This window comes from Pseudomonas lactucae, assembly GCF_036688725.1.
Lineage (GTDB): Bacteria > Pseudomonadota > Gammaproteobacteria > Pseudomonadales > Pseudomonadaceae > Aquipseudomonas > Aquipseudomonas lactucae.
On the sequence record NZ_JAQQPT010000018.1, the window covers coordinates 21,196 to 40,608 of the forward strand.

General features: G+C 60.6%; 21 protein-coding genes. 12 read left to right on the forward strand and 9 right to left on the reverse strand.

The genetic code is table 11. The features are described 5' to 3' along the window. Positions 1-191: 191 nt before the first annotated feature. Positions 192-794, forward strand: coding sequence for a Yip1 family protein (locus V6M90_RS20395; protein WP_003174687.1), 603 nt, complete (start codon positions 192-194; stop codon positions 792-794). A gap of 128 nt (positions 795-922) precedes the next feature. Further along, positions 923-1,417, forward strand: a complete 495-nt coding sequence (locus V6M90_RS20400; protein ID WP_003174688.1) for a SprT family zinc-dependent metalloprotease — start codon at positions 923-925, stop codon at positions 1,415-1,417. Between the two features lie 28 nt (positions 1,418-1,445). Here V6M90_RS20400 and V6M90_RS20405 read toward each other — a convergent pair whose 3' ends face one another. Beyond that, positions 1,446-2,621, reverse strand: coding sequence for a CaiB/BaiF CoA transferase family protein (locus V6M90_RS20405; RefSeq protein WP_332847059.1), 1,176 nt, complete (start codon positions 2,619-2,621; stop codon positions 1,446-1,448). Between the two features lie 157 nt (positions 2,622-2,778). Between V6M90_RS20405 and tusD the strand changes: the two genes are divergently transcribed. The 6 genes from tusD to V6M90_RS20435 all read left to right on the forward strand — a co-directional run bounded on the left by tusD (position 2,779) and on the right by V6M90_RS20435 (position 6,215). After that, positions 2,779-3,171 (forward strand): sulfurtransferase complex subunit TusD, encoded by a 393-nt coding sequence (gene tusD / locus V6M90_RS20410; protein ID WP_042944922.1) that lies wholly within the window; start codon positions 2,779-2,781, stop codon positions 3,169-3,171. Between the two features lies 1 nt (position 3,172). Continuing rightward, positions 3,173-3,523 (forward strand): sulfurtransferase complex subunit TusC, encoded by a 351-nt coding sequence (gene tusC / locus V6M90_RS20415; protein ID WP_003174691.1) that lies wholly within the window; start codon positions 3,173-3,175, stop codon positions 3,521-3,523. Next, complete coding sequence (gene tusB, locus V6M90_RS20420; RefSeq protein ID WP_042944924.1) at positions 3,523-3,801, forward strand: sulfurtransferase complex subunit TusB; 279 nt, start codon at positions 3,523-3,525, stop codon at positions 3,799-3,801. Before tusC ends, tusB begins: the two co-directional genes overlap by 1 nt. Then, positions 3,798-4,133, forward strand: a complete 336-nt coding sequence (locus V6M90_RS20425; RefSeq protein WP_003174693.1) for a TusE/DsrC/DsvC family sulfur relay protein — start codon at positions 3,798-3,800, stop codon at positions 4,131-4,133. Before tusB ends, V6M90_RS20425 begins: the two co-directional genes overlap by 4 nt. Before the next feature lie 14 nt (positions 4,134-4,147). Beyond that, the gene (locus V6M90_RS20430) at positions 4,148-5,131 is read left to right on the forward strand and encodes a glycosyl transferase family protein (protein ID WP_408637329.1); all 984 of its coding nucleotides are present in this window, start codon (positions 4,148-4,150) and stop codon (positions 5,129-5,131) included. Positions 5,132-5,219: 88 nt separating this feature from the next. Next, entirely contained in the window at positions 5,220-6,215 is a 996-nt protein-coding gene (locus V6M90_RS20435; protein WP_003174695.1) for a glutathione S-transferase family protein, read from the forward strand. Between the two features lie 107 nt (positions 6,216-6,322). Here V6M90_RS20435 and cysG read toward each other — a convergent pair whose 3' ends face one another. The 6 genes from cysG to ftsK are packed head-to-tail and all read right to left on the reverse strand — an operon-like array spanning position 6,323 to position 13,825. Further along, complete coding sequence (gene cysG / locus V6M90_RS20440; RefSeq protein ID WP_003174696.1) at positions 6,323-7,717, reverse strand: siroheme synthase CysG; 1,395 nt, start codon at positions 7,715-7,717, stop codon at positions 6,323-6,325. Beyond that, positions 7,718-8,998: a serine--tRNA ligase gene (gene serS / locus V6M90_RS20445; protein ID WP_003174697.1), complete on the reverse strand. Its 1,281-nt coding sequence runs from the start codon at positions 8,996-8,998 to the stop codon at positions 7,718-7,720. 16 nt (positions 8,999-9,014) lie between these two features. Beyond that, complete coding sequence (gene crcB / locus V6M90_RS20450; RefSeq protein ID WP_003174698.1) at positions 9,015-9,389, reverse strand: fluoride efflux transporter CrcB; 375 nt, start codon at positions 9,387-9,389, stop codon at positions 9,015-9,017. Continuing rightward, a complete protein-coding gene (locus V6M90_RS20455; RefSeq protein ID WP_003174699.1) occupies positions 9,386-10,711 on the reverse strand; it encodes a replication-associated recombination protein A in 1,326 nt (441 codons plus the stop codon). Before V6M90_RS20455 ends, crcB begins: the two co-directional genes overlap by 4 nt. Positions 10,712-10,738: 27 nt before the next feature. After that, a complete protein-coding gene (gene lolA, locus V6M90_RS20460; RefSeq protein ID WP_003174700.1) occupies positions 10,739-11,362 on the reverse strand; it encodes an outer membrane lipoprotein chaperone LolA in 624 nt (207 codons plus the stop codon). Between the two features lie 54 nt (positions 11,363-11,416). Beyond that, entirely contained in the window at positions 11,417-13,825 is a 2,409-nt protein-coding gene (gene ftsK / locus V6M90_RS20465; protein ID WP_078825196.1) for a DNA translocase FtsK, read from the reverse strand. A 488-nt stretch (positions 13,826-14,313) separates the two neighbouring features. Between ftsK and aat the strand changes: the two genes are divergently transcribed. The 3 genes from aat (at position 14,314) to infA (ending at position 16,077) form a co-directional block, all read left to right on the forward strand. Next, positions 14,314-14,994 (forward strand): leucyl/phenylalanyl-tRNA--protein transferase, encoded by a 681-nt coding sequence (aat, locus tag V6M90_RS20470; RefSeq protein ID WP_042945846.1) that lies wholly within the window; start codon positions 14,314-14,316, stop codon positions 14,992-14,994. A 56-nt stretch (positions 14,995-15,050) separates the two neighbouring features. Next, positions 15,051-15,758 carry an arginyltransferase gene (locus tag V6M90_RS20475; RefSeq protein ID WP_003174703.1) on the forward strand — a complete coding sequence of 236 codons (708 nt, stop codon included), beginning with the start codon at positions 15,051-15,053 and terminating at the stop codon, positions 15,756-15,758. 100 nt (positions 15,759-15,858) lie between these two features. Beyond that, positions 15,859-16,077, forward strand: coding sequence for a translation initiation factor IF-1 (gene infA, locus V6M90_RS20480; RefSeq protein ID WP_002553999.1), 219 nt, complete (start codon positions 15,859-15,861; stop codon positions 16,075-16,077). Between the two features lie 160 nt (positions 16,078-16,237). Here the strand turns inward: infA and clpA are convergent, their stop codons facing one another. After that, on the reverse strand, positions 16,238-18,508 hold the full coding sequence (gene clpA / locus V6M90_RS20485; protein ID WP_078733691.1) for an ATP-dependent Clp protease ATP-binding subunit ClpA: 2,271 nt from the start codon (positions 18,506-18,508) through the stop codon (positions 16,238-16,240). A 29-nt stretch (positions 18,509-18,537) separates the two neighbouring features. Beyond that, entirely contained in the window at positions 18,538-18,906 is a 369-nt protein-coding gene (gene clpS / locus V6M90_RS20490; protein ID WP_003174705.1) for an ATP-dependent Clp protease adapter ClpS, read from the reverse strand. 225 nt (positions 18,907-19,131) lie between these two features. On the opposite strand from clpS, the gene cspD reads away from it, so the two are divergent. Continuing rightward, positions 19,132-19,407, forward strand: coding sequence for a cold shock domain-containing protein CspD (gene cspD / locus V6M90_RS20495; protein WP_141064406.1), 276 nt, complete (start codon positions 19,132-19,134; stop codon positions 19,405-19,407). Positions 19,408-19,413 lie beyond the last annotated feature (6 nt).

The following is a 19,413-nucleotide window of genomic DNA, read 5'->3' on the forward strand; positions in this document are numbered from 1 at the left end:
CTCCCACAGATCCCGGCGCGATTACGGCGCGTATTTACAGCGCAATTTGCTCTAAAGGCCCTACGGTTATTCCGGTCATCCCTTCCTATACTGCGACGTGAGGTCGCACATATCTATCCAGACCTTTCAGGCCATTTGGCCCGTGGGCGCTCCAATGGGGGGCGATGGTAATAACGACAGGAGTGACTGGCATGATCCATCACGTCGTGGGGCTGTTTACCCATCCCGACCAGGAATGGCGGGAAATTCGTGGCGATAAGGAAGAAAGCATCGGCCACATGTACCTCACTCATACCCTGATTCTCGCGGCGATCCCCGCACTATCAGCGTTTATCGGCACCACCCAGGTCGGCTGGGTCATCGGCAACCGCGCGCCCGTGATGCTGACCCAGGAAAGCGCGCTATGGATGACCATCATGTCGTACGCCGCCATGCTCGGCGGCGTGGCGGTGATGGGCGCGTTCATCCATTGGATGGCCCGCACCTACGACGCCAGCCCCAGCATGGCGCGTTGCGTGGCCTTTGCCACCTACACCGCCACGCCGCTGTTTATCGGTGGGCTGGCGGCGCTCTACCCGCATATGTGGCTGGGCATGGTCGTGGGCACGGCGGCGATCTGCTACACGGTGTACCTGCTGTATGTGGGGCTGCCGACCTTCATGAGCATCGACCCGGACGAGGGTTTCCTGTTTTCCAGCTCGGTGCTGGCCGTAGGCCTGGTGGTACTGGTGGCGATCATGGCATTTACCGTGATCGTCTGGGGCCTGGGCGTAGGCCCGATCTATACCAACTGACCTGATAACCCCGCAGGCAAGGCCACCGCAAGGTGGCTTTGTACGTTATGCGTGACCATTCGGCGCCTGACAGATTCGGAAATACCCGGCTTTGCGGCATACTGGGCGTCTCTGGAGAGATGTACAGCATGTCCGAGCAACTCAATACCCGCGTCGAAGAGTGTTTCCTGCAAGCCGAATCCTTTTTCAAACGAAGCTTCAAACGCCCCCAGGTCAGCCTCAAGCTGCGGGGCCAGAAAGCCGGTGTCGCGCATCTGCACGAGAACCTGCTGCGCTTCAACCCCCAGCTGTACCGTGAAAACAGCCAACATTTTCTGAAGCAGACCGTGGCCCACGAAGTGGCGCACCTGATCGCCCATCAATTGTTTGGCGAACGTATCCAGCCCCATGGCGAGGAATGGCAATTGATCATGCGTGGGGTTTACGAACTGCCGCCGGACCGTTGCCACACCTATGCGGTGAAGCGTCGCCAGGTGACCCGCTACATCTACCGTTGCCCGTGTGCCGACAGCGACTTTCCATTCTCGCCGCAGCGTCATGGGATGGTGGGCCAGGGGCGGCGGTATTTGTGCAGGCGGTGTCGGCAGACCTTGGTGTTTACCGGGGAAACCCGGGTGGAGTAAGGGCCTCATCGGGGGCAAGTCGGATCAGTTATGCAACCACCTTGGCGTGCCGCAGTTGCGCTATGCGCTGAGCGCTCAGCCCCAACTCCGCCAACACCTCATCACTGTGCGCGCCCACCACGACACCCATATGCCGGGGCGCCGGCAGCCCCTCGGAAAACTTCAGCGGGCAGGCCAGTTGCGCCTGTGTCGAGCCATCGCCCCGGGGTACTTGGCTCACCAATTCGCGCGTCTTCAACTGCGGATGTTCCAGTGCCTCGGCAAAACTCAACACTGGCTCGACACACGCATCCAGCTCGGCAAACAGCGCACACAGTTCGTCAAAGCTGCGCTTCTCGAATTCAACCTGCAGCGCCTGTTTCAGCGCTGGCTGATGCTCGGGGTTCAAGCCCAGTGCCGCCAGCTCCGGTCGCCCTAATGCCATGCATAACTGCTGCATAAACGCCGGCTCCAGGCTGCCGACCGACATCCACCGTCCATCGCGGGACCGGTAGTAGTCGTAGAAACCCCCTCCATTGAGCGCGTGGCTTTCCCACCCAGGCTCCACCCCGCACGCCAGGTAACCCGCACCGGCCATGGCGTTGAGGCTGAATGAGCAGTCCGTCATGCTCACATCCAGGTATTGCCCCACCCCGCTCTGCTGCCGTGCGATCACCGCCGCCAGCAGCCCCACCACCGCATGCAACGAGCCGCCGCCAACATCGGCCAGTTGCACGCCCAACGGCAACGGCCCGCTGTCCCTGCGCCCCGTATAGCTGGCCAGCCCCGCCAGGGCCAGGTAGTTGATATCGTGACCGGCACGGTCCTTATAGGGGCCGGTCTGGCCGTAGCCGGTGATCGACACATAGATCAACCCTGGATTGATCGCCTTCAATGCCTCGTACCCCAGGCCCAGGCGCTCCATCACCCCAGGGCGAAACTGTTCGAGCACAATGTCGTAGTCCGTGACCAGCGCTCGCACGATCTCCAGCGCTTCAGGCTGCTTGAGATCCAGCGCCAGGCTGCGCTTATTGCGGTTGAGGTAGGCATGGCTCGCCGAGGTACCCCGGTCGTGGGGCGCCAGCATGCGCAGCAGGTCCATGCGCGTGGGCGACTCGATCCGCAGCACCTCGGCGCCCATGTCCGCCAGCATTAGAGAGGCAAACGGGCCGGGCAGCAAGGTGGAAAAATCCAGGACTTTGAGGGACGCCAAGGGACCTGACATGGAGACTCCATTTGGATTTCGAATACCCACAGACTAGGCAGCCTTGCGCCTACCGGCAATCGCCAGAACGCTCATCCCGTGTGACCGTTTTGATCGCGGCGGGCTTTTTCGCGGCGGCGGCTTTATCATTGACCCACGTTTGCTTGCCGAGTGTTCCATGAAGTTCGCGATTGCCCTGTATTCCGCCGCCCACGCGCCCTCCTCGCGCCGCGCCTTGCTGTTCGCCCAAGCGGCGCTGGCCGGTGGACACGAGATTGTGCGGCTGTTTTTTTATCAGGATGGCGTCTACAGCGCGTCCAACAGCATCGTTGCGCCCCAGGATGAGCAAGACATCGCTCGCCAATGGCGTGAGTTCGTCAGCCGGCACCAGCTTGACGCCGTGGTGTGCATCGCCGCCGCCTTGCGCCGTGGCGTGCTCAACAGCGAAGAGGCCACGCGCTATCAACGCAGCGCGGTCAACGTCGACGCGCCGTGGGCGCTGTCGGGCCTGGGGCAGTTGCATGATGCGATCCAGGCTGCCGACCGCTTGATCTGTTTTGGAGGGCCCTGACATGTCCAAATCCCTATTGATGATCAGCCGCCAGGCCCCGTGGTCCGGGCCGAGCGCGCGCGAGGCGCTGGATATCGTGCTGGCCGGTGGCGCGTTTGATCTGCCCATCGGCCTGCTGTTCATGGACGATGGCGTGTTCCAACTGATGCCAAACCAGAACGCCAAGGCCGTGCAGCAAAAAGACCTGAGCGCCAACCTGCAGGCGCTGGAGCTGTTCGGCGTCGAAGAGGTGTTCGCCTGCCGCCACAGCCTGGCCGAACGCGGGCTCGTCCCGCCGGCAAGCGCCCAGCCGCTGAGCAGCGAAGCGATTGGCGAGCTGATTGACCGTTACGACCAGGTGATTACCCTCTGATGTCGACTTTACATGTGCTGTCTCATTCCCCGTTTACCGATAGCCGCCTCGACAGCTGCCTGCGTATCTGCGGCAGCGAGGACGCGATCCTGCTCTGCGGCGACGGCGCCTACGGCCTGCACAGTGCGGCCCTGCAAACCCGAGGCGTGAAGGTGTTCGTACTGGCCGAAGACATGCAGGCGCGCAATCTGCCGCTACCCGACTGGGCCGACAGCGTGGATTACCCAGGTTTCGTGCAACTGTCGATCGACTACGACAAGGTCAACACCTGGCTATGAACACCCTCACCGTCGGCGAGCGCACCCTGGAACTGGACAAGGACGGCTACCTGGTCGACCTGAATGACTGGTCCACCGAGGTCGCCAACGCCCTGGCCGCCGCCGAAGACCTGGAATTGACCGCGGATCACTGGCAGATCCTTGAACTGCTGCGCGGGTTCTACGCCGAATTCCAGCTGTCCCCGGCTACGCGCCCACTGATCAAATACACCGCCTTGAAGCTGGGCCCGGAAAAAGGCAACAGCCTGCACCTCAACAAACTGTTCAACGGCACTCCCGCCAAACTCGCCGCCAAGCTGGCGGGCCTGCCCAGGCCGACGAATTGCTTATGACCGACTATGCCCCGCTGACTCTCGAAACCCCGACCGAGCATCCGTTTGCGCAGTTCGTGCGCATCCTGGGCAAAGGCAAGCGCGGCGCGCGCAACCTCACCCGCGAGGAAGCGCGTGAAGCCATGGGCATGCTGCTCGATGAAAAAGTCGAAGACACCCAGCTCGGCGCCTTCCTGATGCTGCTGCGGCACAAGGAAGAAAGCCCGGAAGAACTCGCCGGTTTCACCGAAGCCGTGCGCGAACGCCTGAGCGCGCCGGCACTGAATGTCGATGTCGACTGGCCCACCTATGCCGGTAAAAAACGTCACCTGCCGTGGTTCCTGCTGGCGGCCAAGTGCCTGGCCCAGAACGGCGTGCGCATCCTCATGCACGGCGGCGGCGCGCACACGGCGGGCCGGCTGTACACCGAGCAGTTGCTCGACGCCTTGCAGATTCCGCTGTGCCGCAACTGGCAGCAGGTCGAAACGGCCTATGAGCACGGCAACCTGGCGTTTATTCCGCTGGGCGACTGGGCGCCGCAACTGCAGCGCATGATCGACCTGCGCAACACCCTGGGCCTGCGCTCACCGATCCACTCGCTGGCGCGCCTGCTCAACCCGCTGAATGCGCGTTGCGGCCTGCAGAGCATTTTCCACCCGGGTTACCAGGGCGTGCACCGCGACGCCAGCGGCCTACTGGGCGATAACGTGATTGTGGTGAAGGGCGACGGCGGCGAAATCGAGATCAACCCGGACACCGCGAGCCACCTCTACGGCACCACCGGCGGTGCAAGCTGGGACGAAGAATGGCCCGCCCTCTCCGCCCAGCGCCATGTCAAACCGGCGACACTGGACCCCGAACATTTGAAAGCGCTATGGCGTGGCGACGTCGAGGACAGCTACCCACAACTGGCGCTGATCGCCACTATGGCCCTGGCCTTGCGCGGCCTCGGCCATTCGCGCGAACAGGCATTCGCATTGGCCCAGCAGTACTGGGACACGCGGGACAAATCGATTTAATCGATCATTCACCCGCAGTCTTTGCGCTTTTAGTTCGAACTCATCCCTTTAGACTGGGCTCCAATGCTTATTAGTTGAGGAGCCAGTCATGGGTTTGCTGATCGAAGGACACTGGAAAGACCAGTGGTACGAAAGTAGCGCAGATGGCGCTTTCCAGCGCGAACAGGCGCAGCGCCGCCACTGGGTGACCGCCGACGGCCAGCCTGGCCCGAGCGGTGAAGGCGGTTTCAAGGCTGAGGCCGGTCGTTATCACCTCTATGTGTCCCTGGCTTGCCCCTGGGCTCATCGCACGTTGATCATGCGCAAGCTCAAGGGCCTGGAAAGCCTGATCGACGTGTCCGTGGTCAGTTGGCTGATGCTGGAAAACGGCTGGACCTTCGACAAGGCTCACGGCTCGACCGGCGATGCCCTCGACGACTTTACCTACATGCACCAGCGCTACACCGCCGACACCGACGACTACACCGGCCGCGTCACCGTGCCCGTGCTGTGGGACAAGCAGCTCAAGCGCATTGTGAGCAATGAATCGGCGGAGATCATTCGCATGTTCAACAGCGCATTCAACGGGCTGACCGGCAACACCCTGGATTTCTACCCCGAGCCGCTGCGCGCAACCGTTGATGCACTGAACGAGCGCATCTACCCGGCCGTGAACAACGGCGTGTACCGCGCAGGCTTCGCCACATCGCAGCAAGCGTATGAACGCGCGTTTGATGATGTGTTTGCCGAGTTGGATCATCTGGAACAGCACTTGGGCGGCCATCGCTACCTGGCCGGCGAATACCTGACCGAGGCGGACGTGCGCTTGTTTACCACGCTGATTCGCTTTGATGCGGTGTATTACAGCCACTTCAAATGCAATCTGCGGCGGATCGCGGATTATTCGAACCTGTCGAACTGGTTGCGGGAAATGTATCAGTGGCCGGGCGTGGCCGAGACGGTGGATTTCGAGCACATCAAGGGGCATTACTACGCCAGCCATCGCACGATCAATCCGACGGCGATTGTGCCGAAAGGGCCGTTGCAGCGGTTTGAGGGCAAGCATGATCGGGCGCGGTTGGTGGGCTCAGGAGTTTGGAGCTGATCCAAAAAACAGGGTGTGATGAATGGCCGCATCGGGAGCAAGCCCCTCCCACACTTGGAATGCGTTCCAAATGTGGGAGGGGGCTTGCTCCCGATGCTTTTTAAGCCTCACACCTGGGACTGAGCGCCTTCAAACCACTTCAGTTTCTCGCGCAATACCACCACCTCACCCACGATCACCAGTGTCGGCGCATGCACTTCATGCTCCGCCACCATGCGTGGCAAGTCCGCCAGGGTGCCGGTGAACACGCGCTGGTTGGACGTGGTGCCCTGCTGGATCAATGCCGCCGGGGTATCGGCGGCGCGCCCATGCCTGATCAACTGCTCACAGATGATCGGCAAGCCGATCAAGCCCATGTAGAACACCAGCGTCTGCGAGGGCCCGACCAAGTCCTGCCAAGGCAGATCCGAGGTACCGTTCTTCAGGTGACCGGTGATAAAGCGTACCGACTGTGCATAGTCACGATGGGTCAGCGGAATCCCGGCATACGCCGCGCAGCCACTGGCTGCGGTAATGCCCGGCACCACCTGGAACGGGATGCCATGGGCCGCCAGCTCCTCGATCTCTTCGCCGCCCCGTCCAAAAATGAACGGGTCGCCACCCTTGAGGCGCAGTACGCGCTTACCCTGCCTGGCCAGGTCCACCAGTTGCTGGTTGATCTGGTCCTGCGGCACGGCATGGTCCGCGCGACGCTTGCCGACGTATACACGCTCGGCATCGCGACGGCACAGTTCAAGAATCGCCGGCGCTACCAGACGGTCGTACAACACCACGTCCGCTTGCTGCATCAGGCGCAGCGCGCGGAAGGTCAGCAGGTCCGGATCACCGGGGCCTGCGCCCACCAGGTAGACTTCACCCGGCGCATGCGGCGGTGCACCGTTGACCTTGTCGATCAACAGGCGCTCGGCCTCATCGCCCTGCCCGGCCAACTGGCGGTCGGCAATCGGGCCTTGGAACACTTCCTCCCAGAACGCACGGCGCTGCTGCACATCCGGGTACAAACCTTTGACCTGGGCACGAAAGCGCGCCGCCAACCCGGCCAATTGACCGTAGGTGGATGGAATCCAGGTTTCCAGCTTGGCGCGGATCAGGCGTGCCAGCACCGGCGCATCGCCGCCACTGGACACGGCAATCACCAAGGGCGAGCGGTCGACAATCGCCGGGAAGATCACGCTGCACAGGGCCGGCGCATCCACCACATTGACCGGCACGCAGCGACGCTTGGCGTCACTGGACACTTGCGCATTCAGGGGCTCGTCGTCGGTCGCGGCGATGACCAGGGTGCAGCCGTCGAGGTCGGCCTCCTGATAACCGCGCAAAATCAGTTCCCCGCCACTGCCCAGCACCAATGCACGCAGTTGGTCTTCGATCTGGGGCGCCACCACCCGCAGCACGGCGCCGGCGTCGGCCAGCAGCCGGGATTTGCGCAAGGCAATTTCCCCGCCACCGACCACCAGCACACGGCTGCCGCGCAGGTTATGAAACAGCGGCAGAAATTCCATTTAGCGGATGACCTCAACGCCTGCCATGTAAGGCTTGAGCACTTCAGGCACGCGAATCGAACCGTCGGCCTGCTGGTAGTTTTCGAGCACCGCGACCAGGGTACGGCCTACCGCCAGGCCGGAGCCGTTAAGGGTGTGTACCAGTTCCGGCTTGCCGGTCTCCGGGTTGCGGAAACGCGCCTGCATGCGACGGGCCTGGAAATCGCCGCAGTTGGAGCACGACGAAATTTCGCGGTACTTGTCCTGGCTCGGCACCCACACTTCCAGATCGTAGGTCTTCACCGCGCTGAACCCCATGTCGCCGGTGCACAGTGACAGTACGCGGTACGGCAGCTCCAGCAATTGCAGGACGCGTTCGGCGTTGGCGGTCAGGCCTTCAAGGGCCTGCATGGAGGTCGACGGCTCGACCACCTGGACCATCTCGACTTTATCGAACTGGTGCTGGCGGATCATGCCGCGAGTGTCACGCCCCGACGCACCGGCTTCACTGCGAAAGCACGGGCTGTGAGCGACGAACTTGATCGGCAGTTGCTTGGCGTCGAGGATTTCGCCGGCGACGATATTGGTCAGCGACACTTCGGCCGTCGGGATCAGGTACAGGTCAGCTTCGCCATCGCGGCTGATCTTGAACAGGTCCTCTTCGAACTTCGGCAACTGGCTGGTGCCCACCAGCGCCGGCGCCTGCACCAGGTACGGGGTGTAAGCCTCTTCGTAACCGTGTTCGGCGGTGTGCAGGTTGATCATGAACTGGGCCAGGGCACGGTGCATGCGCGCAATCGGGCCACGCAGCAGGGCAAAACGTGCGCCGGACATTTTCGCGGCGGTTTCAAAATCCAGGCCGCCGGTCAATTCGCCCAGGGCAACATGGTCCTTGATCTCGAAATCAAAGGCTTTTGGCGTGCCCCAGCGGCGCACTTCGACGTTGCCGTCTTCGTCTGCGCCAATCGGCACGGACTCGTGTGGAATGTTGGGGATGCCCAGCAGGATCGAATCCAGCTCGGACTGGATCTTGTCCAGCTCGACCTTGCCGTCGGACAGCTCGGTACCCATGCGCTCGACGTCCGCCATCAACGGCGCGATGTCTTCGCCACGCTGCTTGGCCTGACCAATGGATTTGGAACGCGCATTACGCTCAGCCTGCAGTGCTTCGGTGCGGGTCTGGACGGTCTTGCGCTGTTCTTCCAGCGCTTCGATGCGCGCAACATCCAAGGCAAAGCCACGGGATGCCAGGCGGTCCGCTACGTCCTGAAGGTTGCTACGTAACAGTTTGGAATCGAGCATGTCGGTCTCTCGTTTATCAAAGTTTGGTCAAGGACAGGCCGGCCCAGGTGGCGAGCAGCCCGCCGAATACACTGATGGCAGCGTAGCCAATCGCCAGCGGCACTTGCCCGCTTTCCAGCAGGCGTACGGTATCCAGTGAAAAGGATGAAAAGGTCGTCAGGCCGCCAAGAAAGCCAACCATCAGCCCGGCGCGCACCTCAATCGGTACTTCGGGACGCACCAGGAACAGGCCATATAAAACGCCGATCAACAGGCAGCCCACGATATTAACGGCCAGCGTCGCGCTATAGAAGTGCTTGGGCCAATTCGCGTTGATCCAATTACCCGTCGCAAAGCGCAGCAGTGTACCCGCGATACCACCCGCCGAGACGGCGGCCACCAAGGGAATCATGATTTTCTCCGCTGTCTGGGACTTAAACGATCGAGTGCGGCCAGATGATTGAGCTTCTCGCCGATCTTCAGCTCAAGGCCACGGGGCACCGGCTGGTAGAGCGGCAACGGCTCAAGCTCATCGGGGAAGTAGTCTTCACCGGCGGCATAGGCATCCGGTTCATCGTGGGCGTAGCGGTATTCATCACCGTAGCCCAGTTGTTTCATCAGTTTGGTCGGCGCATTGCGCAGGTGCATCGGCACTTCGAGGGAGCCGTGTTCGGCCGCCGCACGCAGGGCCGACTTGAAGCCCATGTACACCGCGTTGCTTTTTGGCGCGCAGGCCAGATAAGTGATGGCCTGGGCCACCGCCAACTCGCCTTCGGGGCTGCCGAGGCGCTCCTGCACGTCCCAGGCGGCGAGGCACAGGCTCAGTGCGCGCGGGTCGGCGTTGCCGATGTCTTCGCTGGCCATGCGCACCACGCGGCGCGCCAGGTACAGCGGGTCGCAACCGCCGTCGATCATCCGCGCAAACCAGTACAGCGCACCGTCCGGGTTGGAACCGCGTACGGATTTGTGCAGTGCCGAGATCTGGTCGTAGAACGCTTCGCCGCCTTTATCGAAGCGACGGCGTGTATCACCGAGCAGGCTTTGCAGCAGGTCGACGCCAATCTCGCCGCCGTCCTCGGCAAGGTCGGACGCGTTCTCCAGCAGGTTGAGAAAGCGTCGCCCATCACCGTCGGCGGCGGTCAGCAGGATCTTGAAACCTTCCTCGCTGACACTCAACTGGCGCTTGCCCAACCCCTTGTCTTCGCTCAAGGCGCGGTGCAGCAGCTTTTGCATCGCGGCTTCATCGAGGCTCTTGAGCACGTAGACACGCGCCCGCGAGAGCAAGGCGTTGTTCAGTTCGAAAGAAGGGTTTTCGGTGGTGGCACCGATAAAGATCAGCGTGCCGTCCTCGACATACGGCAGGAACGCATCCTGCTGCGACTTGTTGAAACGGTGCACTTCGTCGACAAACAGAATGGTGCGCTTGCCGTACTGCCCGGCCTGCTGCTTGGCCACCTCGACCGCCTGGCGGATCTCCTTGACCCCGGCCAGCACCGCCGACACCGTTTCGAAGTGCGCATCCGAGACTTTCGCCAGCAGGCGCGCCAGGGTGGTTTTACCCACCCCCGGCGGCCCCCAGAAAATCATCGAGTGCAGCGCACCCTGCTCCAGCGCTTCGCGCAGAGGCTTGCCACGAGCGAGCAGGTGTTCCTGACCGACGTACTCATCCAGGTTGGTCGAACGCAAACGCGCGGCCAATGGCTGGGCAATCGGGTCACTTCGAAACAGGTCCATGGGCAGCGTTTGAAACCTCTGGGCAGTTTATTCCTGGATCACGTCGGCACCCTTGGGGATGTCGAACTTGAACTTGGACGCAGGCACCGGCTGGTTGGCCTTGACCCCGCTGAACAGGATATCGGTGCGCTGGCCGACACTGTCGACCAGGCGCATGTTATTGATCACGCCGTTGCCGAACGACAGGGACAATGTGTCAAACAGCGTGTCCTTGGATTTGGGTTTGAGGGTGAACTCGATCACGTTGCTGGTTTGCTTGGAGGTGATGTCGAAGCTGTCGTTGATTTTCGACACATCGCCCGACAGCAGCAATGCAGGGGTCTGGTTCAGGCGCGGGTCGAGCTTCTTGATGGTCGCCTGCTCCAGGTCCGGGTCCCACAGCGTAACCTTCTGGCCATCGGAAACGATGGTCTGTTCGGCCTTGCCTTCAGTGTGCCAGTAGAACAGCCCTGGGCGCTGCACGGCCATCTCACCCGCGGTTTCCTGCAACTGGGTGCCACCGGCATCCAGGGTGAGCTGGGAGAAACGTGCGGTCAGAGTCTGGGATTTGTCCAACAGGTTCTTCAGGCTGGCGACGGAAGCCGGGTCGGCGTGAGCCGAAACAGCGGTCAGGGCCAATGCCGGCAACAACAGCATGCGGATAAAGCGCATGGGAGTCCTCGTTGAGTAGTCAGGGCGCGCCGCGTGCTGCCACGCGGCACGGGATCAGTCGCGCATCTGCCCGGGGGCAATGATTTCACGCGAGCCGTTGGTATTCATTGCAGTGACGACGCCGGCCATTTCCATGGCTTCGATCATACGGGCCGCGCGGTTGTAACCGATCTTGAGCTTGCGCTGCACCGCAGAAATCGAGGCGCGGCGGCTTTCCAGCACAAAGGCCACGGCTTCGTCGTACAGCGCGTCGGTCTCGGCGTCATCGTCGCCACCGCTGCTACCGCCGTCAAAACCACTGCCGGCCTCTTCTACGCCTGCGAGGATATCGTCGTTGTATTCCGGCGCGCCGCGCAGTTTCCAGGCTTCCACCACGCGGTGGACTTCATCGTCGGAAACAAAGGCGCCGTGAACACGAATCGGCAGGCTGGTGCCGGGCGGCATGTAGAGCATGTCGCCATGGCCCAGCAACTGTTCGGCTCCACCCTGGTCGATGATGGTCCGCGAGTCGATCTTGCTCGATACCTGGAACGCCATGCGTGTCGGGATGTTCGCCTTGATCAGGCCGGTGATCACATCCACCGACGGACGCTGGGTCGCCAGGATCAAGTGGATACCGGCCGCACGTGCCTTCTGGGCGATACGCGCGATCAGCTCTTCAACCTTCTTGCCGACGATCATCATCATGTCGGCGAATTCGTCGACCACCACTACGATGGTCGGCAGCTTGCTCAGCAGCGGCGCTTCGTCGTGGATGCTTTCGCGCTTGTACAAAGGATCGGTCAGCGGCGTGCCGGCGTCCTGGGCTTCCTTGACCTTGGCATTGAAGCCCGAGAGGTTTCGCACGCCCATCTTCGCCATCAGCTTGTAGCGGCGCTCCATCTCGGCGACGCTCCAGCGCAGGGCGTTGGCGGCGTCCTTCATGTCGGTGACCACCGGGCACAGCAGGTGCGGAATGCCTTCGTAGATCGACAGTTCGAGCATCTTCGGGTCAATCATGATCAGCTTGGCGTCTTCCGGGCCGGACTTGAACAGGATCGACAGAATCATCGCGTTCACGCCCACCGACTTACCCGAACCGGTGGTACCGGCCACCAGCAGATGGGGCATCTTCGCCAGGTCGGTGATGACCGGCTTGCCGCCGATGTCGTGGCCCAGAGCCAGGGTGACCGGCGATTTGAAGTTGTCGTATTCCGGCGTCGACAGCACCTCCGAGAAGCGCACGATCTGGCGGTCTTCGTTGGGAATCTCTATACCCACGGTAGTCTTGCCGGGGATCACTTCCACCACACGCACGCTGGTCACGGCCAGGGAGCGGGCCAAGTCCTTGGCGAGGTTGGAAATGCGGCTGACTTTCACACCGGCAGCCGGCTGGATTTCGTAGCGGGTAATCACCGGGCCGGGGTGGATCGAGTCCACCGACACTTCGACGCCGAATTCCTTGAGCTTGATTTCCAGCAGATGGCCGACGGCAGCCAGGGATTCCGGCGAATAGTTGAGTTGTTTCTTTTCGGCCGGGTCAAGAATCGAGATCGGCGGCAAGGTGCCTTCGACCGCGCTGTCGATGAACAGCGGCGCCTGTTTCTCTTTCTGCACGCGATGGCTCGGCTCGGGCGCTTTGGGTGGCGCGGGCGCGATCACCGGCGGCAGCTGCTTCTCGCGGTCCGACATGTGCTTGCTCAGGGCCTGCTCGCGTTCGATCAGGCGCTCCTTGACCTTGGCCTGCTCACGGCGATCCGGCGTGCTCGGAGCCACGACCTCGTTGACGCGGGTATCGACCTCGCGCAATTGGGCGACCATGCGCTTGCGCTCGACACGGGCCGCCCACCAACGGTTGGCCGCGCCCTGGAACAACTCCAGCAGGTCGAGGGTGATCTTGCCGGTCACGTCCATCACCTTGAACCACGACAAGTCGGTGAATACCGTAAGGCCGAACAGGAACAGTGCGATGAACATCAGGGTGCTGCCCTGGATATTCAGGGTCTTGCGCGCCAGGTCGCCAAGGCTTTCACCCAGCGCCCCGCCCGCACCCGCCGGCAGACCGGTGGGTGCATGGAAATGAATATGGGCCAGCGCCGCACCGGACAGCACCAGGAACACCAGACCGATCAGGCGCCAGGAAAACAGCCAGCCGCTCCACTGCCACGGCTCGTGACGCTGGCGGAAAATCTGCCAGGTCTTGATCGCCAGCAACAACGGGAAGATATAGGCGAAGTAACCCAGCACCATGAACAGGATATCGGCGCTGTAGGAGCCTACAGGCCCTCCGAAGTTCTGCACGTCATCGATCTTGCTGTTGTGGCTCCAGCCTGGATCGTCCTTGCCGTACGTCAACAATGCCATCATCAGGAACAGGCACAGTGCGCCGATGGCGATCAGCGCGCCTTCCTTGAGTCGATAATGCAGGTGCTGACGCCAGGCCGGCACAACTGCTGCTTTGGGTGTTGCGGTGGATTTCTTCAAAACGGGTCTTTTCCTGCGCCTTTGGCGCGTCCATCTATTGAATGACTGCACACACTGCCCAATCCGAGCAGCTGAAAAATGAACGAACGGCGTTGAATCTACTTTTAACACTCAGCGCTTGAACGATGAAATGGCGATAACGCCACACAGGCCGCATTGTACGGGTTTGTGTCTGCGATGCCACGCCCCTGCCTGTCACCGCGCAGCCGGCTAAACCCAAGTGTCACAACATGTTCAATTTGAGCATGCATTGTCTTTGCTGACAAAGGCTTATGCGTGGTTTTTACCAATCCAGAGCAGCTTGGCAAATGGCCTGCATGGGGCAGACCCGATTACGACCACACCCCCAGCCTAGAGTTGCAGAAATGCCCAGCGACGTTAACGCCCTGTTCGGGCTGGCCCCAGAGCGCCGCGTCGACAATAATCACAGCTTGAACGCAGGTGTCATCCCTGCCACTCCCCTCCCCTTCCCACAAGCCTGGATGCCGATGCTGACCTGGTTGCAACGCGATTCATTGACCTTCCCGCCGCTGGCCAAAGCCATGCGCGAACCCAACGGGCTGCTCGCCGCCGGCGGCGACCTGTCGGCCGAGCGACTGGTGCAAGCCTATCGCCACGGCTGTTTTCCATGGTTCTCGCAGGGCCAGCCGATCCTCTGGTGGTCGCCCGACCCGCGCACAGTGATCTTTCCCGACGAATTGCACGTGTCACGCAGCTTGGGCAAACTGTTGCGCCAACAGCGTTACAGGGTCACGTTCGATCAGGATTTCGCCGCCGTCATCCAAGCCTGCGCCGCGCCCCGCGCCTACGCCGACGGCACCTGGATCACCGAAGGCATCCAGAACGCCTACCTGGAGCTGCACAAGCGCGGCTACGCCCATTCGGTAGAGGTATGGGACGACGACAGGCTGGTGGGCGGCTTGTATGGCCTGGCAATGGGTCGATTGTTCTTTGGCGAATCGATGTTCAGCCGCGCCGACAACGCGTCGAAATTCGGCTTTGCCACGCTGGTCGGCCAATTGAAGGCCTGGGGTTTTGTCCTGATCGACTGCCAGATGCCCAACGACCACCTGCACAGCCTGGGCGCCCGCGCCATTCCCCGCAGCGAATTCGCAGGCTTGCTGCAAGAGCATTTGGATCAGCCCACCGCTGGACCGTGGGTTTCTTAAGCGACTTGCGCGTACCTGGCTTACACTTATTTCAAAGCTTATCCCGAGGGTTGATCATGACCGAGCTGGCGCGCTTGAAGTTTTATGCCACTCAAGCCCACTCTTGCAGCTATCTGCCCGATGAGCAGGCCACCACGCTGTTCCTCGATCCCAGCCAGCCGATGGACGTGCATGTGTATGCCGACCTTTCGGAAATGGGCTTTCGGCGCAGCGGCGATCATCTGTACCGGCCCCATTGCCAGAACTGCAATGCCTGCGTGCCAGCCCGCATCCCCGTGGCGCAGTTTCTGCCGGACCGCAACCAGAAGCGCATCTTTAAACGCAACGCCGACCTGACGGTCACTGCGAGCAAGCCGCGGTTTACCGAAGAATATTTCGACCTTTACCAGCGCTACATCGAGCAACGCCACGCCGACGGCGATATGTTCCCGCCCAGCCGCGACCAATTCTCCACCTTCCTGGTGCGCGACCTGCCCTTTTCGCGCTTTTATGAGTTTCGTGCGGACGGCCGCCTGCTGGCCGTCGCCGTGACCGATTTACTGCCCAATGGCCTATCGGCCGTCTACACCTTCTATGACCCCGACGAAGAACGCCGCAGCCTGGGACGTTTCGCGATCCTCTGGCAAATCGGCGAAGCACTGCGCCAGGAACTGGAGGCCGTGTACCTCGGCTACTGGATAAAAAACTGCAAAAAGATGAGCTACAAGACCCAATATCGGCCGATTGAACTGCTGATTAATCAAAGATGGGTCGTGCTTAACTAGAACCCCTTGGCTTAAACACCCTTTTTCGGGCACAATGCACGCCGCTTTTGCCTGGCGCAGTTGCACCGGGCCATTCACTGGATACCGAGGGCTTTACTGCATGTCGAAAGAAGACAGCTTCGAAATGGAAGGCACTGTCGTCGACACCCTGCCCAACACCATGTTTCGTGTGGAGTTGGAAAATGGGCACGTCGTAACCGCGCATATCTCCGGCAAGATGCGCAAGAACTACATTCGTATTCTTACCGGTGACAAAGTGCGCGTCGAGCTGACGCCCTATGACTTGAGCAAAGGGCGCATCACTTACCGCGCTCGCTAAGCAAGTCAATACAAGACGCCCGGTTATGCCGGGCGTTTTTGTGTGCGCCATTTATGTATGCAACACCCTTCCCACATTGATATGTGATTGTTTTGATGACCGTATTCCAAGGCAGCAAAAAGGCGCCTCTCGGCGCCTTTTGCTTTGTTGCGGTTAGCTATCAGGCCATTTCAGCCGTGGTTTCGAACTCGAAGGTCAGCTCGCCGTCCTTCAGATCGATATGCACCACGCCACCATGGTCGGACAGTTCGCCAAACAGGATCTCTTCGGCCAGCGGCCGCTTGATCTTGTCCTGGATCAGACGCGCCATCGGACGAGCGCCCATTGCCGCGTCGTAACCACCCTCTGCCAGCCAGTTGCGCGCCGCGTCGGTTACGTCCAGCTGCACGCGCTTGTCTTCCAACTGCGCCTGAAGCTCGGTAAGGAACTTGTCCACCACGCTCTTGATGACCTCATGACTGAGGCGACCAAACTGGATAATGGTGTCCAGACGGTTGCGGAACTCCGGCGTGAAGCTCTTCTTGATCACTTCCATCGCATCGGAAGAGTGATCCTGATGCGCAAAGCCGATCGAAGCCCGCGCGGCGGTTTCGGCACCGGCGTTGGTGGTCATGATCACGATCACGTTGCGGAAGTCCGCCTTGCGCCCGTTGTTGTCGGTCAGGGTCCCGTGATCCATCACCTGCAACAGCAGATTGAAGACTTCCGGGTGAGCCTTCTCGATTTCATCGAGCAGCAATACGCAATGCGGTTGCTTGGTGATCGCTTCGGTCAACAGACCGCCCTGGTCGAAACCGACATAGCCCGGAGGCGCACCGATCAGGCGCGACACAGTGTGGCGCTCCATGTACTCGGACATGTCGAAGCGTACCAGCTCGATCCCCATGGCCTTGGCCAACTGCCGCGCGGCCTCGGTCTTGCCGACGCCGGTCGGGCCGGCGAACAGGAACGAACCGACGGGCTTGTCCGGCGACTTGAGGCCCGCGCGCGACAACTTGATCGCGGTGGACAGCGCATCGATGGCCGCATCCTGGCCGAACACGGTCAGCTTCAGGTCACGCTCCAGGTTACGCAGCAGTTCCTTGTCGGAGCTGTTGACGTGTTTAGGCGGAATCCGCGCGATCTTCGCCACGATGTCCTCGACCTGCTGCACATCGATGCGTTTCACACGCTTCTCGACCGGCTGCAGGCGCTGATAGGCACCCGCCTCGTCAATCACGTCGATGGCCTTGTCAGGCATATGACGATCATTGATGTAGCGCGACGCCAGCTCTGCGGCGGCACGCAGGGCCTCATCGGTATACTCGATGCCATGGTGCGCTTCAAAGCGCCCCTTGAGCCCGCGCAGAATGCCGATAGTGTCTTCAACGGACGGTTCGGACACATCGACCTTCTGGAAGCGACGCGCCAGGGCACGGTCTTTTTCGAAGATGCCGCGAAATTCCTGAAACGTAGTCGAGCCGATGCAACGGATGTCGCCCGACGACAGCAATGGCTTGAGCAGGTTGGAAGCGTCCATCACCCCACCGGATGCCGCACCGGCGCCAATGATCGTGTGGATTTCATCGATAAACAGGATCGCCTGCGGGCGTTTTTTCAATTCGCCGAGCAGCGCCTTGAAGCGCTTCTCGAAGTCGCCACGGTACTTGGTCCCGGCGAGCAACGCGCCCAGATCAAGCGAGTAGACGACACTGCTGGCCAGCAAGTCCGGCACCTGGTTGTCGACGATGCGCTTGGCCAGGCCTTCGGCAATCGCGGTTTTACCCACGCCCGCCTCGCCCACCAGCAATGGGTTGTTCTTGCGACGACGCGCCAGGATCTGCGCGACACGCTCAACCTCCAGCTCACGCCCCACCAGCGGATCAATCCGCCCCTGGCGCGCCAGCTCATTGAGATTGCTGGCGTAGGCGTCCAGCGGATTGCTTGAAGAAGAAGACTCACCGCCCTCGTCATCCTGCATATCCTGCTCACCTTCGGAATGATCGCCGTGCCCGGGCACCTTGGAGATACCGTGGGCAATGTAGTTGACGACATCGATACGGGCAACGCTCTGCTGCTTGAGCAGAAACACGGCCTGGCTTTCCTGCTCGCTGAAAATCGCCACAAGCACATTGGCGCCTGTGACTTCACGCTTACCGGAGCTCTGTACGTGGAACACGGCACGCTGCAACACCCGCTGGAACCCCAGGGTTGGCTGGGTTTCGCGATCCTCGTCATGCACGGGAATCAGTGGCGTGGTGGAGTCGATGAACTCCTGCAGATCATGCTTGAGTTTATCGAGGTTGGCGCCGCACGCACGCAACACGGTGGCGGCAGCTTCATTGTCCAAAAGTGCCAGCAGCAGGTGTTCGACGGTCATGAATTCATGACGCTTCGAACGAGCCTCCTTGAAGGCAAGATTGAGGGTGACTTCGAGCTCGCGGTTTAACATAGCTTCACCTCATACCCAAGTGGTCGGCGTTAACCGTCCTTCTCGATTTCACAGAGTAGCGGATGCTGGCTTTCCCTGGCGTACTGGTTGACCTGCATGGCCTTTGTCTCGGCGATGTCACGGGTAAACACTCCACATACTGCCCGTCCTTCTGTGTGAACGGCCAGCATTACCTTGGTCGCCAACTCTCGGTTCAGGTTGAAAAACACCTCGAGCACTTCGACGACGAAATCCATCGGTGTGTAGTCATCATTGAACAAAACCACCTTGTACATCGGCGGCGCCTGTAAAGCAGGCTTGGCCTCTTTGACAGCAATGCCTGCAGAACCGTCGTCATCGTGTTCGTGATCCGGTCGATCCTGATTGAATGTTAGTCGAATCTGGCTGAATGCATGCATGGAAAGAAAGGTTCGTCAGTGGTTCAAATACAGTGGTGGGGGCGAGCTGTCAGAATTTCAACACTGACTGACTGGTCGCCTTGACTATCGGCAAAACGGTGTTACAAACAATAGAACCCACAGTGGGTAAAAAAGGTCCGCGCAGTCAACCTTATTTATTCGGGTTAGGACGGATAAACTGGATGATACTCCAGTGATGGAGTCTGGTGCAGAAGGAAATGGTTTATGTCTGGCGTCAAGATCAGTGGCAAGGTCAAGTGGTTCAACAATGCCAAAGGATATGGCTTTGTGAATGAGGATGGAAAGACTGAGGATCTTTTTGCGCATTACTCGGCCATCATCATGGATGGCTACAAAACGCTGAAAGCTGGTCAAGTTGTGAGCTTTGAAATCATTCAAGGACCGAAAGGGCTGCACGCAGTGAATATCGATGCAGTGAAAGCCGAACCAACGGAACAAAACGCAGCCAACGCTCATAATGAAAAGAAACAAACGGCCTGACCTACC